Origin of the sequence: Gordonia sp. IEGM753 (assembly GCF_050321825.1) — a bacterium.
In the GTDB taxonomy this organism is placed as follows: domain Bacteria; phylum Pseudomonadota; class Gammaproteobacteria; order Pseudomonadales; family Pseudomonadaceae; genus Aquipseudomonas.
Map to the genome: position 1 here is coordinate 1,446,865 of NZ_JBNQGB010000001.1, position 13,670 is coordinate 1,460,534.

12 protein-coding genes and 1 pseudogene are annotated in these 13,670 nt (G+C 56.3%); 9 read left to right on the forward strand and 4 right to left on the reverse strand.

Annotation, left to right across the window (positions count from 1 at the left end):
* Nucleotides 1-22: 22 nt before the first annotated feature.
* Together ACQR3R_RS06645 and ACQR3R_RS06650 are read left to right on the forward strand one after the other, a co-directional pair.
* Nucleotides 23-364, forward strand: coding sequence for a cupin domain-containing protein (locus ACQR3R_RS06645; RefSeq protein WP_428271221.1), 342 nt, complete (start codon nucleotides 23-25; stop codon nucleotides 362-364).
* 48 nt (nucleotides 365-412) lie between these two features.
* Nucleotides 413-1,498, forward strand: a complete 1,086-nt coding sequence (locus ACQR3R_RS06650; RefSeq protein ID WP_428271222.1) for an extracellular solute-binding protein — start codon at nucleotides 413-415, stop codon at nucleotides 1,496-1,498.
* Between the two features lie 193 nt (nucleotides 1,499-1,691).
* On the opposite strand, the gene ACQR3R_RS06655 is transcribed toward ACQR3R_RS06650, so the two are convergent.
* Nucleotides 1,692-1,916, reverse strand: coding sequence for a YgdI/YgdR family lipoprotein (locus ACQR3R_RS06655; RefSeq protein ID WP_428271223.1), 225 nt, complete (start codon nucleotides 1,914-1,916; stop codon nucleotides 1,692-1,694).
* A 181-nt stretch (nucleotides 1,917-2,097) separates the two neighbouring features.
* Here ACQR3R_RS06655 and ACQR3R_RS06660 point away from each other — a divergent pair, with 181 nt between their 5' ends.
* From ACQR3R_RS06660 to ACQR3R_RS06685, 6 genes and pseudogenes are all read left to right on the forward strand, one after another.
* Nucleotides 2,098-3,750 carry a VRR-NUC domain-containing protein gene (locus ACQR3R_RS06660; protein WP_428271224.1) on the forward strand — a complete coding sequence of 551 codons (1,653 nt, stop codon included), beginning with the start codon at nucleotides 2,098-2,100 and terminating at the stop codon, nucleotides 3,748-3,750.
* Nucleotides 3,747-6,017: a helicase C-terminal domain-containing protein gene (locus ACQR3R_RS06665; protein ID WP_428271225.1), complete on the forward strand. Its 2,271-nt coding sequence runs from the start codon at nucleotides 3,747-3,749 to the stop codon at nucleotides 6,015-6,017. Before ACQR3R_RS06660 ends, ACQR3R_RS06665 begins: the two co-directional genes overlap by 4 nt.
* 136 nt (nucleotides 6,018-6,153) lie before the next feature.
* The gene (locus tag ACQR3R_RS06670; RefSeq protein WP_428271226.1) at nucleotides 6,154-7,062 is read left to right on the forward strand and encodes a zeta toxin family protein; all 909 of its coding nucleotides are present in this window, start codon (nucleotides 6,154-6,156) and stop codon (nucleotides 7,060-7,062) included.
* A gap of 129 nt (nucleotides 7,063-7,191) precedes the next feature.
* A pseudogene (locus tag ACQR3R_RS06675) lies at nucleotides 7,192-8,175 on the forward strand (PAS domain S-box protein); the annotation flags it as partial.
* Nucleotides 8,161-9,075 carry an ATP-binding protein gene (locus ACQR3R_RS06680; RefSeq protein WP_428272597.1) on the forward strand — a complete coding sequence of 305 codons (915 nt, stop codon included), beginning with the start codon at nucleotides 8,161-8,163 and terminating at the stop codon, nucleotides 9,073-9,075. The pseudogene ACQR3R_RS06675 and the gene ACQR3R_RS06680, both read left to right, overlap by 15 nt.
* A gap of 24 nt (nucleotides 9,076-9,099) precedes the next feature.
* Nucleotides 9,100-9,687, forward strand: coding sequence for a hypothetical protein (locus ACQR3R_RS06685; RefSeq protein ID WP_428271227.1), 588 nt, complete (start codon nucleotides 9,100-9,102; stop codon nucleotides 9,685-9,687).
* A gap of 91 nt (nucleotides 9,688-9,778) precedes the next feature.
* On the opposite strand, the gene ACQR3R_RS06690 is transcribed toward ACQR3R_RS06685, so the two are convergent.
* The 3 genes from ACQR3R_RS06690 to ACQR3R_RS06700 form a co-directional block, all read right to left on the reverse strand.
* Nucleotides 9,779-10,075 (reverse strand): hypothetical protein, encoded by a 297-nt coding sequence (locus tag ACQR3R_RS06690; protein ID WP_428271228.1) that lies wholly within the window; start codon nucleotides 10,073-10,075, stop codon nucleotides 9,779-9,781.
* Between the two features lie 157 nt (nucleotides 10,076-10,232).
* On the reverse strand, nucleotides 10,233-11,576 hold the full coding sequence (locus tag ACQR3R_RS06695) for a cation:proton antiporter domain-containing protein (protein WP_428271229.1): 1,344 nt from the start codon (nucleotides 11,574-11,576) through the stop codon (nucleotides 10,233-10,235).
* A gap of 181 nt (nucleotides 11,577-11,757) precedes the next feature.
* Nucleotides 11,758-12,903: a PatB family C-S lyase gene (locus tag ACQR3R_RS06700; protein ID WP_428271230.1), complete on the reverse strand. Its 1,146-nt coding sequence runs from the start codon at nucleotides 12,901-12,903 to the stop codon at nucleotides 11,758-11,760.
* Nucleotides 12,904-12,939: 36 nt separating this feature from the next.
* Here ACQR3R_RS06700 and ACQR3R_RS06705 point away from each other — a divergent pair, with 36 nt between their 5' ends.
* Nucleotides 12,940-13,062 carry a hypothetical protein gene (locus ACQR3R_RS06705; RefSeq protein ID WP_428271231.1) on the forward strand — a complete coding sequence of 41 codons (123 nt, stop codon included), beginning with the start codon at nucleotides 12,940-12,942 and terminating at the stop codon, nucleotides 13,060-13,062.
* The last annotated feature ends 608 nt before the right edge of the window (nucleotides 13,063-13,670 follow it).

The following is a 13,670-nucleotide window of genomic DNA, read 5'->3' on the forward strand; positions in this document are numbered from 1 at the left end:
TCATCAATCGACAGGTACTCCCATGGGCATTACCCAATTCAAAAACACTGCAACCCTGAAACTGGAAGCGTCGAACCCGGTCGCCGTTCCCATCGGCACGCCCGTGTCCGTGGCGTCGACCACCAGCGTGGAACGCGACGACGGCGTCGAAACCGGTGTCTGGGAATGCACGCCGGGCCGCTGGCGGCGGCAGATCGTGGCTCAGGAATTCTGCCACTTCATCCAGGGGCGCTGCACCTTTACCCCGGATGACGGCGAAACATTGCACATAGAAGCGGGCGACGCACTGATGTTGCCAGCCAATAGCCTCGGGACTTGGGATATCCAGGAAACCGTGCGCAAGACCTACGTTTTGATTTTTTGATCTTCTGATTGCCTGCCAACAAAAAGAACCCTATTCAGGAATCGACTCATGATCCGAAAAACGCTGACTCTGGCTCCGCTAGCACTCTTCGTGACACTCAGCCACGCCGCCGAAACCGTAAAGATCTATAACTGGTCTGACTACATCGCACCGGACACCACCAAGGATTTCCAGAAAGAAACCGGCATCGGTTTCAGTTACGACGTCTATGACAGCAACGAAACCCTGGACGGCAAGTTGATGACCGGTAAATCCGGTTACGACGTGGTGTTCCCGTCCAACCACTTCATGGCACGCCAGATTCAGGGCGGCGCGCTGAAGAAACTCGACAAAAGCCAGTTGCCGAACTGGAAAAATCTGAACCCGGTATTGCTCAAGGCCTTGCAGACTAACGATCCCGGCAATGAACATGGTTTCCCTTATCTGTGGGGCAGCACCGGTATCGGCTACAACATTGCCAAGGTCAAAGCGGTGTTGGGCGATAACGCGCCGGTCGATTCCTGGGACCTGATTTTCAAACCGGAGAATATGCAAAAGCTGCAAAAGTGCGGTGTGGCGATTCTCGACAACGGTCCGGAGCTATTGCCGGCCGCGCTGAACTACCTGGGCTTGCCGCCGCACAGCAAAAACCCGGAAGACTACAAAAAAGCTGAGGCGTTGTTGATGAAGGTCCGGCCTTATATCAGCTACTTCCACTCCTCTAAATACACCAGCGACCTGGCCAATGGTGATATTTGCGTAGCGGTTGGTTTCTCCGGTGACATTCTGCAAGCAGAGAATCGCGCCAAGGAGGCGAACAACGGCGTCAATATTGGCTACAACATTCCCAAGGAAGGCGCCGCGATCTGGTTCGACATGGTCGCCATGCCCGTGGATGCTCCGGATGAGAAGGCCGGATACGCTTTCATGAATTACCTGCTGCGCCCGGACGTCATGGCCAGCATCAGCAATTACGTCAAATACGCCAACGGCAACGAGAAGGCCGACAGCCTGATCGACCCGGCCATCAAGAACGACACCAAGATTTACCCGAGCCCGGAAATGATGGGCAAATTGTTCGCACTGGAAGCCATGCCGCTCAACATCGATCGGATACGCACACGTGTGTGGAACAAGATTCGTACGGGGAGTTAAAACCTTGACCGGTGTGCCCTGATTCACACCGTTTTGGTAGACGTCTGGCTTGCCAGCGATGGCGATTTTGAGGGAGCCATCACCGGCAAGCCGGTTTCCTACAGATCTGCGTTAACGGAAAAATCCGTGATCCACCAGCGAGCGATCAAATTACGGGCTGAATCATCGATCGGTGGGGGCTGGTCTGCAGGGCTCAATCTTCCTTGCGCACTGTCGCGACTTCGTCGGACTTGACCTTCACTTTTGCGCCGGAGATGTCTTCGAATTCATAGAAGCCATCCTTGGTTTTGGTTTTCGGCATGTCCTTGGTCAAATACTGGGTGCCGTTCTGCAGGGTGACCACGGTGGGGGTGGAGCAACCGGCCAGCGCCAGAAACGCTGCAACCGCCAATGGCAAACCCAAAGTCTTGATATTCATAACCACCTCAAAAATGTGAAACCTCTACCGCGGTTGGTGCGGCAGAACGTCAGAAAGTTCGATAGCCCTTCAAAAAATCCAGGAATACGCCGCCGCTGATCATTTTTCGTTTGCGTGTAGCAGGGCGCAGCTGGTATCTGTACGCATAACCAGTACTCGCTCGCCATGGCTCTTTTTCCCTGTGACTGCAAATCCTCTCGACGACCCGTTCTATTACTTGAACAACTTCACGCAAGTGCTTGATTGGCTTGAACATCGTTATGCCGATGTATTAAGTGAGGATGAGCAACGGTTCATTCGCGCCTTCAACCATTTGCCCCAGGCGTCCAAAGCGCTGCTGGTTCGATTGGTGATGCGCAAGGGTGTTCATTTCAGGGCGAGCAAACTGCATTACCTCGAGATTGGCGATATTCACCTGGCCGCTGACCCGTTGACGGCGTTGGGCTGGATTGACGACCAATGCCCGCTGAGCCTCGACGAGTTGTTCGAGGTGTTGCTGAAAGCGGAAATTGTGCAGTGTTTTGGCGCAGCCATCGAGCAACCCAAGGGCAAGAAGGCTGATTGGCTGCCGTTACTGAGCGAGCAGTTTCCGATGGCTCAGTGCTTTGTGGATTGGTGCCGGCCGCTGGAAGATCGGCTGTTCAGCCTGACCATCATGGGCCTGTGTGATCGCCTGCGCTTGATGTTTTTTGGCAATCTTTACCAGGACTGGTCCGAATTCGTATTGGCCGACCTGGGTATCTTCACCTATGAAAAAGTCGAGTTCTGCGCCGAGTCACGGGGCTTGCGCAGCCGCGAAGACGTTGATGCCTGCCTCTTTCTTTATCAGTGCCAGGAGCGCTTCGAAACGGGCGAAGCGCTGGGCGACATTCTCGACAACATTAACGGGCTGACACTGACTAATCCCTGGTTGCAACGACGTCGCGGCAAGTTGCTGTTTCAGATGGGGCAACACTGCGAACGCACTGCCGATTTTGCCACTGCCCTGACTATTTACCGTGATTGCGCTTACCCCGGCGCCAGGGTGCGGTTGATCCGTGTGCTGGAACGCTGCGCCGAGTATTCCTTGGCGCTGGAGCTTGCGGTGCAGGCCGAGCGATGCCCGGAAAGCGCTGCCGAACAGCAACAACTGCTGCGAATGTTGCCCCGGCTGCGCCGCAAACTTGGCGGCCCGGCGCTGAAACGCCCATCGCCCAGAGCCCTGCAGCGTCTGGATTTACAGCTACCCAGGATCGACCCAACGCTGTCAGTGGAATATTACGTACAGGCGCATTTGGCGCAGGACAGTGCCCCGGTACATTACGTCGAAAATAGCCTGATCAATTCGCTGTTCGGGCTGCTGTGCTGGCCAGCGATTTTTGCGCCATTGCCGGGCGCGTTTTTCCACCCCTTCCAGCGCGGGCCGGTAGACCTGCTGAACGAAGATTTTCACCTTCGCCGCGCCGACCTTTTCGAATCCTGTCTGGCCGAACTCGATGACGGGCGCTATGTGCAGACCGTTCGTGAACGCTATGTCAGCAAGTGGGGCATACAGTCGCCATTCGTGTTTTGGGGAGCGCTCAGTGAAGACCTGTTGAACCAGGCACTCGACTGCCTGCCGGCGCAGCACCTCAAGCAGTGGTTCAATCGCCTGCTGGTCGACATCAAGGCCAATCGCGCCGGCATGCCCGACCTGATCCAGTTTTGGCCGCAGGACAAGACCTACCGCATGATCGAGGTCAAGGGACCGGGCGATCGCCTGCAGGACAACCAGCTACGCTGGCTCGAGTTCTGCCATGAACATCAGATGCCGATTGCTGTGTGTTACGTGCAGTGGGCGGAGCAAAGCGCTTGAGCTATAGCATCGCGGTGCGGGCGTTGTGTGAGTTCACCGCCAAGGTCGGCGATCTCGATCTGCGCTTTACGCCATCACCGACCGCACTGGAAGGCATCGTCGGTCACCGCACCGTGGCTTCCCGCCGTAGCGAGGATTACCAGAGTGAAGTCGCGCTTGAAGGCGACTATCTGACGTTGAAGGTCAAGGGCAGGGCGGATGGCTATGACCCGGCGCAAAACTGCCTCGAAGAAGTCAAAACCTATCGCGGTGACTTGAGCAAGCAACCCGCTAACCATCGCCAGTTGCATTGGGCTCAAGCCAAAATCTATGGGTGGCTGATGTGCCAGAAACTGGGGCTGGCACAGATCAATCTGGCGTTAGTGTATTTCGACATCATCAGCGAAAAGGAAACGTGCCTGGTTGAAGCCTATGGCGCCGAGCAATTGCAGCAGTTCTTTATTCAACACTGCACGCTGTTTTTGCATTGGGCCGAACAGGAAATGGCCCACCGTGACGCGCGTAACCACGCGGCGCAGCAATTGGCGTTCCCCCACGTCGATTTCCGACCGGGGCAACGGCACTTGGCCGAGTCCGTGTTCAAGGCTGTGAGCACCGGCCGCTGCCTGATGGCGCAGGCACCCACCGGCATCGGCAAAACACTGGGCACATTGTTCCCCATGCTCAAGGCTCTGGCGCCGCAGCAACTGGATAAAGTGTTCTTTCTGACGGCAAAGACGCCGGGTCGCAAACTGGCGCTGGACGCCGCGCAAGTCATTCTGCGCAGCGCCGATGCGCCGCCCATGCGCGTGCTGGAGATGATCGCCCGCGATAAGGCCTGCGAACACCCGGACAAAGCCTGCCATGGCGAGTCCTGTCCGTTGGCCCAGGGCTTTTATGACCGTTTGCCAGCTGCTCGCCAAGCCGCCAGTGAGCTGAGTCTGTTGAACCAGGCCGCTCTGCGCGAGGTCGCGCTTGAACACGACGTGTGCCCGTATTACCTCAGCCAGGAAATGGCGCGTTGGGCCGATGTGGTGGTCGCTGATTACAACTACTACTTCGATTTCAGCGCCTTGCTGTTCGGGCTGGCGCAAGCGAACAACTGGAAAGTCGCGGTGCTGGTCGACGAGGCGCACAACCTGGTGGAGCGTGGGCGACAGATGTACAGCGCCAGCCTTGACCAATCGACGCTTAATGCGGTGCGCAAGACTGCGCCGGATGTATTGAAGAAATCCTTGCAGCGGGTCAATCGTGAATGGAACGCGCTGCACAGCCTGCAATTTGGCGCCTATCAGGCGTATGACAAGGCGCCGGAAAAGCTCTTGCAGGCGTTGTCGTCCTCCAGCGCCGCCATTGGTGACTACCTCAACGATCATCCGCAAGGCGTGGACAGTGATTTACAGGCCTTTTATTTCGACATGCTGCAGTTTTGCAAAGTGGCGGAGCTGTTCGATGAGCAATACCTGTTCGATATCAGCAAGCGCGACCTGGACCGCAAACGCAACCTGTCACAGTTGTGCCTGCGTAACGTGGTACCCGCCGGTTTCATTCGTCCGCGCCTGACGGCGGCTCGCAGCACGGTGCTGTTTTCCGCGACGTTGAGCCCGCGCAACTATTACGCCGACCTGCTGGGAACACCGGCGAACACGGTGTGCATAGAGGTTGAGTCGCCGTTTCACGCGGACCAGTTGCACGTGCAAATCATCAGCCGGATTTCCACGCGTTTCGTACACCGCCAGACCTCGCTTGCGCCCATCGTCGAGTTGATTGCCCGGCAGTTCACCGAGCGCCCGGGCAATTACCTGGCATTTTTCAGCAGTTTCGATTATTTGCAGCAAGTGGCCGTTTTGCTCGCTCAAACCCATCCACACATCAACCTCTGGACCCAATCACGGGGAATGGCGGAAGGGCAGCGGCAAGCGTTTCTCGATCAATTCACACCCGATAGCCAGGGAGTCGGTTTTGCAGTGCTCGGTGGAGCATTTGGCGAAGGCATCGATTTACCTGGCGCGAGGCTTATCGGGGCGTTTATCGCCACCCTGGGGCTGGCACAACTGAACCCGATCAACGAGCAGCTTAAACATCGCATGGCCGCGATTTTTGGTTCTGGCTACGACTACACCTACCTGTTCCCTGGCGTGCAAAAAGTAGTACAAGCCGCGGGGCGAGTGATTCGCACACAGCAGGATCAAGGCGTGGTGATGCTGATCGATGACCGTTTTGGCGACAGCAAAGTCAGGCAGCTATTGCCGCGATGGTGGTCAATTTCTACAGCGAATGGTCATTGAGTGAGGCGGAGGATTTCTTTTTATAAACATAGACATACCTTGAAAGACACTGCGATTTGAATAATCAGCCGAAGCGTTCTTTATTCAATCGGTGGGATCTTACTTTCAATCCATTCCTTGATAAGGAAATCAAGGTATGTCACAAGCAGCGCACTATTCTTACACCGCAGCTCACGTCGCTTCAGCCGTCGATGAGATAAAGGCCACGTTATTTCGCGGCATCACCCGCGAAGCCATTCCCAAGGTATTGGTCATCGCCGGTTTGCAGGGCTCCGGCAAAACCTGGCTGCTGGAAAAAACCCTGCTACCGACCCATCGTTACGCGAACTATGTTCGCCTGTACTTGACCGGGTACCGGGAAAAACATCCGCATTACGCACAAATGCTCACGCTGGGCGTGCTGCACGCCTATGAGCACACCGAAGCGTTTGTCCGCGAAATTGGCAGCGAGATCTTCAAGGAAGCCTTCAGGCTTAAGTACAACATCATCATGGAGTGTGCTTTCGACAGCCTCGATTTTGCCGCTTTTGCTCAGTCGGCGAGCAACGAGGGGTATCAATTCGATGTGCATCTGGTGGCGTGTACCCAAGAGTTTGCGCACGTATCGAGCATAAAACGCGCCCTCAAAAGCCTGGAAACCCAGGCGCTCGAAAGATTCGTAACATTTGCCGCACTCGAGACCAGCATGAGCAATGCCCGTGCGATCATCCTGGCATTCGAGACCGCCGCAAAAGCGATCAGCGGCTCGCAGATATCCTTGTACGAACGCGGCCTGGGCGAATTGAAAGAGCGCACCCTGCGCGCTCAAAGCATCTACACCAAGGCCTCCGACGGCGTGTTGACGGTGACCGCGTCGACGCTGCCTTTTTCCTTTCGCGCCTATAGCGAGATTGTCGATAATCACGTTCACGCAATGAGCGAGCGTGACGAGATGGTCAAGGAGTGCCACCACGCGCTGCTGCGCACACTGAGCTATCGCGATCTCATCCCCGGTTTTGCCTATAACGATCTGTACGCTTACATCATCAAATACGTGAACCGATAACATGTGAACGTGCCTGGCCATTGAATTCCGGCTTTTCAAAACCATGGTTTGTCGCATACTTCACGCATACAACAATGACAGGTGTGATCGATGAGTGATGTACGGTCTAAAACCAGTTCCTCTGACGATATGCGTTTTCGTTTGCTTATCGATGCTGTGATTGACTATGCGATTTACATGATTGACCCCGATGGCATCATTACCAGTTGGAACGCCGGCGCCCGGCGTTTCAAGGGTTACGAAGAAGCCGAGATTCTTGGCAAGCACTTTTCGCGGTTTTACACAGAAGAGGATCAACGTGCCGGGTTGCCTCAGCGTGCGCTCGACACCGCCGTAAATGAAGGGCGGTTCGAAGCCGAAGGCTGGCGAGTACGCAAGGACGGTACGCATTTCTGGTCGCACGTGGTGATCGACCCGATTCGTGATCCGTCCGGTACTTTGCTTGGGTTCGCCAAAATCACCCGCGACCTGACTGATCGCAAGATGGCCGAAGAAACCCTCAAGCAAAGCGAGCAGCAGTTTCGCTTGCTGGTACAAAGCGTCACGGACTACGCCATCTACATGTTGGCACCCGATGGGCGGGTGACCAATTGGAACCCCGGCGCTCAGCGCATCAAGGGTTACCGCGCCGAAGAGGTGATCGGCCAACACTTCTCGATGTTCTACACCCCCGAAGATCGCGCCGCTGGAGAGCCGCAGAGGGCGCTGGACACTGCCGTGCGGGAGGGGTGATTCGAAAACAAGGCCTGGCGCGTGCGCAAGGACGGTACCCAATTCATAGCGCATGTGGTGGTCGATCCGATCTGGGGCGAAACCGGTACGTTGCTGGGGTTCGCCAAGATCACCCGGGACATCACCGAGGCCACGCAAACCCAGCGAGCCCTGGAAAAAACCCGTGAAGCGCTGTTTCAGGCGCAGAAGATGCAGGCCATCGGCCAACTCAGCGGCGGTATTGCCCACGACTTCAACAATTTGCTGACGGTTATTCTCGGCAACCTGGAAATTGTTCGCAAACGCGTGGCAGATGATCCGAGGCTTACGCGTTTGGTCGACAACGCGACCCAAGGCGCCATGCGGGGTGTTTCCCTGACCCAGCGCATGTTGGCGTTTGCCCGACGTCAGGAACTCAAATCCGAAGCGGTGGAAATCCCGGTGCTGGTGCGCGGAATCAGTGGCCTGTTACGCAGCTCACTCGGGCCCTCGGTCAAACTCGAAACACATTTCTCCCCGCAATTGATGCCGGTTCTGGCCGACGTAAACCAGCTGGAACTGGCGGTGCTGAATATCGCCACCAACGCTCGTGACGCCATGCCTCACGGCGGCAAAATAGTCGTCAGCGCCAGCACCGAACAGGTTGACGATTCAACAACGCTTTCGTTGATGCCCGGTCAATACGTTTGCCTGAGCATTACCGACACGGGTGAGGGGATGGACGCGGACACCCTCGCTTCGGCGATGGACCCGTTTTTCACCACGAAAGGTATCGGCAAGGGCACCGGCCTCGGGCTGTCGATGGTTCACGGTTTGCTCGAACAACTGGGCGGGCAACTCATCCTCAAGAGTCAGAAAGGCGCTGGGACGACTGCTGAGCTGTGGATTCCCGTGGCCACGGCCCTGTCCCGTGTAGCACCTGCGGTCCAGCAGGTCGAATTAGAGCCGGTTGCGCGTTTGTGTGTATTGGTCGTTGATGATGACAGCCTGGTGCTCACCAGCACGGGTTTGTTGCTTGAGGATCTTGGCCATCGCGTGATTAGTGCGACTTCGGGTACCCAGGCACTTGAGCTGTTCAAGGCCGAGCCAGGCATTGACCTGGTGATTACCGATATGGCCATGCCAAAAATGAACGGTGAGCAGTTGGCGCAGGCGATCCGTGTGATGAAGCCCGATATCCCGATCATTCTGGCGACCGGTTACGCAGAGCGGCTGGAAGGGTTCTCTGCCGATCTGCCACGTCTACCCAAACCCTTTACTCAACTCAATCTGGTGGAAAGCATCATGTCGGCCATGAAGTAAGGGGGGCGGTGAATTGGGCTGAACTTGTCTGCAGGTGCTTCTTCTAAATATTTTCCATGCCTGTGCGTGACCCCTGTGCCAAGAATACTGACTGAAGCAACTGCAGAAGATGCCCTGACCGAACACAATGCCAAGATTTTTGGTTCACCCAAAGAGCGACTGGATTTTTACCGTCGGGAAATCCAGTACGAGACCAGTATTCTGGCCAACCGCACCGATGCTTATCTGGCGGCGCAATCGTTTTTGGTGATTGCGTTCGCATCCTGCATGTCCAATCTGAATCCCGAGTGGGGAAAGCTGTTTACCTTGGTGGTGCCGCCATTTCTGGCGCTGCTGGGTTTACTGAGTTCACTTAATGCCTGGCCAGGTATACGGGCGGCTTACGACATTATTGATCATTGGCATTTCAAGCAAAGTGAGTTGTTGCGAAGCGAGCCGTTGATGGGGCTTGCTTACGACGAGTCGCCACTGTTTAGCGAAATGGAGTCTTCACATAAGGGGTATCGGAAGTCGTTGCTGTTTTCGGTACGCACGCCGTGGATCTTCGCGACGTTTTGGGTGTTGTTGGGTGGGTATGCGGTGTTTATTCAGGTGACCAATCCTGGCGGCTGAACTGACGTTACTGGAGTCTGGCTTGTCAGCGATGGCTAGATCGAAATTGCCATCACCGGCAAGCCGGTTTCCTAACGGTTTGCGTTGATGCTCATGCTCTCGATTCAAGCGCCTGGCGCAGCTGGTTTGAGTGGTCGGCAGACACCGGAATCGGTGGGAAGTCTTCGTTCAGTACTCGCAGATGCTCTATCGCTTCTTCAAACTTTAAATCAGCTTTCCTGCGCATGGCTTGGTAGCGATCGAACAGTTCGAAATCCAGTTCGCTGCCTTCAAGCAGTTCAAAGGCTTGTCGGCTGAGCGCATGGGCTTCTTCGAACATTTTGCGATTGCGTTCGAGTGCGAATGCCCGGCAGGCTTTGATTTCATCGCGAGTAGAATATTGCAACATGACCAGCACCTTGAATTTGAGGTCCCTAGTAACATCGTTGTGTCAGGGGAACCGAGCCTGTGGGGAGTTAATGTTGTGACTGCTGGCTTACACAGGGATTTCAAATTTATGCACGTGAAAATTCGATAATCAGACGCCTGAAGCCGTTCTCGAAAAATCAAATTTGTTGTTTTTTTCGTTGTTCATAACGGGCGAGGATGGGTTGGGTGCTGATGCCATGGATCAAAATGCTCAGCGCCACCACCGACAGCGTCAGGTCGGTGCACACGGTTGCCACAGCAGGGCTGAGACCGTGGTTCAGTGCATAAAACAGGTAGTACAAACTGCCGATGCCACGAATACCGAACCAGCCGAGCAACAGCTGTTGCCTGCGTTGCAGCAAGCCACCCCACGGTATTATCCCGACGCTGAGCGGCCGGATCAGGCAAAACAATACGGCCCCGATCGGCAAGGCTCGCCAATCCCAATGCGCGATCAGCACCACACCGAGCAGTGTCACCAGAAACACTTCCATGGCGCGTTCGACAAGGCCGCCGAACGACAGCATGTCGCTCATCATGATGCCTGCGGCAACCTGATTGGCTTCAAGCTTCTCGGTGTCGCCATGAATGGCGTGTTGGGGATCGACGTTTTGATGGCCGACCACCGGCTGCACCAGGTGCTCGGCCGGCACCGGGTCGTCGCCGGTGGTTTTCACCTCTGCCTGACGCAGGCCGAGGCCGGCGGCGAATACGGAGAGAAAGCCATACGCATGGATTGATTCCGCACCGACATACGCCAGGGCAATCAAGGCAAGGGCCAGATAGTCATTGGGGGAAAGGGTGCTGTCGTCGTTTTTGATGCTCATCGACAAGGTAATACGACCAATGCCGCGCCCCATCCAGTAGCCGAGGAGTAAACCTGCGGGCACTGCCCATAACAGTTTTTGCAGGACCCAATCACTGATCCAGCCAGGATTGCCGTCATGTTGCAGCAGGAGCAGGCCAAGGATAACGAACGGGAAGGCGATACCGTCATTCAGGCCCGCTTCACCGGAGAGACCAAACCGCACGCTGTCGTCATCACGCGCATCGTTCACCTGCACCAACGCCGCCAGTACCGGATCGGTCGGCGCCAGGATCGAGCCGATCAACACCGATGCGCCCCAAGAGATTTGAAAACCGTAGTGCAGCAACAGGCACACCGCAGCAATGGTCAGCACCATGACCGGCCCGGCCAGGCCAAACGCGATTCGCCAGTTTTTGTCCTTCAGCGGCAAACGCAGCTTCAAGCCGCAGACGAATAAAGAGAACAACACCGCGACTTCCGTCAGGTGCTCCATCCAACTCGAAGCGTCATCCGTGTTGAGATTCAGCAATCCCAATGCAGAAGGGCCGATAACCACGCCCAGCACCAGGCAAACGGCTGATGTGGTGACCGGCATCCAGCGCAGATACGACGATGTTAACGCCAGCGTCAACAGCACGGCACCCAACACCGCAACCCATACAATAAAACTCATGCCCGGCTCTCGTTTGGTGAGTGCTACAAACGTAGGGCCTGACTTTCTGGCGCCTGAAGTTTATGAGGGCTGTTTTTATCGGCGGGTTCATTTTTTAGCAGGAATCAGCTTTGCGCTCGCCCTCGACTGTTTTTCGCGGTCGAGGGCGTTTCGGCAGTTTTAGACTGGATTTGCGAGGATCTCAGCGGCGCAAGCTGCGTTCCATGCGCGCGATGCCTTCTTCGAGCAAGGCGCGCGGACAACCGAAGTTCAGGCGTACGAACTGTTGCTTGTCATCGCCGAAATCCAGGCCAGCGCTCAGACCGACTTTGGCGTGCTGCAGAAAAAACTGCTGCGGGTCCTGCAGGTCCAGTGCCGAGCAATCCAGCCATGCCAGATAGGTACTTTGCGGAACGTTCATGGTGATGCCTGGCAATCGGGTGCGCACAGCCTCCACCAGATAATCGCGATTGCCTTGCAGGTACACCTTCAGCTCTGCCAGCCACGGCTCGGCTTCGGTGTAGGCCACACGCGTGGCTTCAAGGCCCAACGGGTTGACGCTGTCGACCATCCCGCAGCGACTTTGATTGACGCGCTCACGCAGTGCCGGGTCTTCGATGATCATGAACGAAGTCTTCAGGCCGGCGATGTTGTAGGCCTTGCTGGCTGACATCAAGGTGATGGTGCGCTGGGCGATGGCCGGGCTTAGCGACGCCGTGGGGACGTGAACTCGGCCATCGAAGCAGAGTTCAGCGTGGATCTCGTCAGAGATGATCCAGGCATCCTGCTGCAGGCAGATATCGGCGATTGCCTGCAATTCTTCCCTTGGGAAAACCTTGCCCAACGGGTTGTGCGGGTTACTCAGCAGCAGTGCACCGCCGCCAGCCAGCGAGTTGCGCAAAGTGTCGAGTGGTGTGGTGTATGTGCCGTCTGCTTGTTCATCGAAGTTCAGCTCGACCTTGTTCAACTGCCAATGGGTCGGCGCATGGCGCAGCGGCGGGTAGTTGGGAACTTGCACCACAACGTTCTGTTGCGATTGCACCAGCGCTTTCAACGCCATGTTGAAGCCAGACTCCACACCCGGCAGGAAAATCAGCGATTGAGGCTCTACACGCCAGGCATATTTGTTCCAGAGGTCGGCGACGATGGCTTCGCGCACCTCGTGCCGAGCCATGCTGTAGCCGAGCATCGGATGCTGCAGTCGTTTTTGCAGGGCCTGGATAATCACCGGGGGCGCAGCGAAATCCATGTCAGCCACCCACATCGGCAACACATCGGCCGGATAGCGGCTCCATTTGGTGCTGCCGGTGTCATGGCGGTCGAAAACCTGATCAAAATCGAAAGTCATGCGCAGTCTCTAAAAAGCGTGGGTAGGCGATAAGCAATGATAAACGCCAAGCCCTGTGGCAGCACCGTTTTTGTAGGCGTCTGGCTTGCCAGCGATGGCGCCTTTGAAATCGCCATCACCGGCGAGCCGGTTTCCTACGGGGCTGCGTTGACGGCATAAATCCGTGATTCACCCCCGACCTGTAGGAGACTGGCTTGCCAGCGATGGCGCCGTTGAAATCGCCATCACCGGCGAGCCGGTTTCCTACGGGGCTGCGTTGACGGCATAAATCCGTGATTCACCCCCGATCCGTAGGAGTCTGGCTTGCCAGCGATGGCGCCTTTGAAATCGCCATCACCCGCAAGCCGGTTTCCTACAGGGCTGCGTTGACGGCACAAATCCGTGATTCACCCCCGACCTGTAGGAGTCTGGCTTGCCAGCGATGGCGTCTTCGGAAATGCCATCACCGGCAAGCCGGTTTCCTACGGGGCTGCGTTGACGGCACAAATCCGTGTTTCATCACCGATCCGTAGGAGTCTGGCTTGCCAGCGATGGTGCCTTTGAAATCGCCATCACCGGCGAGCCGGTTTCCTACGGGGCTGCGTTGACGGCACAAATCCAGGATTCACCCCCGACCTGTAGGAGGCTGGCTAGCCAGCGATGGCGTCCTAGAGGCCGCCGACGGTCGGTTTTCATACGGTATGCCCCTTCATTGACTAAGGTTTGAAGTATCGGCAGGGAAACTGCCGCAACTGTGTTTGCCCAGAAAAACCCGGCTCAAGTACCGG

Bases quoted from the DNA above. Each gene is read 5' to 3' on its own strand.
- ACQR3R_RS06645 (WP_428271221.1), top strand. From the start codon at position 23: ATGGGCATTACCCAATTCAAAAACACTGCAACCCTGAAACTGGAAGCG.
- ACQR3R_RS06650 (WP_428271222.1), top strand. From the start codon at position 413: ATGATCCGAAAAACGCTGACTCTGGCTCCGCTAGCACTCTTCGTGACA.
- ACQR3R_RS06655 (WP_428271223.1), bottom strand. From the start codon at position 1,916: ATGAATATCAAGACTTTGGGTTTGCCATTGGCGGTTGCAGCGTTTCTG.
- ACQR3R_RS06670 (WP_428271226.1), top strand. From the start codon at position 6,154: ATGTCACAAGCAGCGCACTATTCTTACACCGCAGCTCACGTCGCTTCA.
- ACQR3R_RS06680 (WP_428272597.1), top strand. From the start codon at position 8,161: ATGTTGGCGTTTGCCCGACGTCAGGAACTCAAATCCGAAGCGGTGGAA.
- ACQR3R_RS06690 (WP_428271228.1), bottom strand. From the start codon at position 10,075: ATGTTGCAATATTCTACTCGCGATGAAATCAAAGCCTGCCGGGCATTC.
- ACQR3R_RS06695 (WP_428271229.1), bottom strand. From the start codon at position 11,576: ATGAGTTTTATTGTATGGGTTGCGGTGTTGGGTGCCGTGCTGTTGACG.
- ACQR3R_RS06700 (WP_428271230.1), bottom strand. From the start codon at position 12,903: ATGACTTTCGATTTTGATCAGGTTTTCGACCGCCATGACACCGGCAGC.
- ACQR3R_RS06705 (WP_428271231.1), top strand. From the start codon at position 12,940: ATGATAAACGCCAAGCCCTGTGGCAGCACCGTTTTTGTAGGCGTCTGG.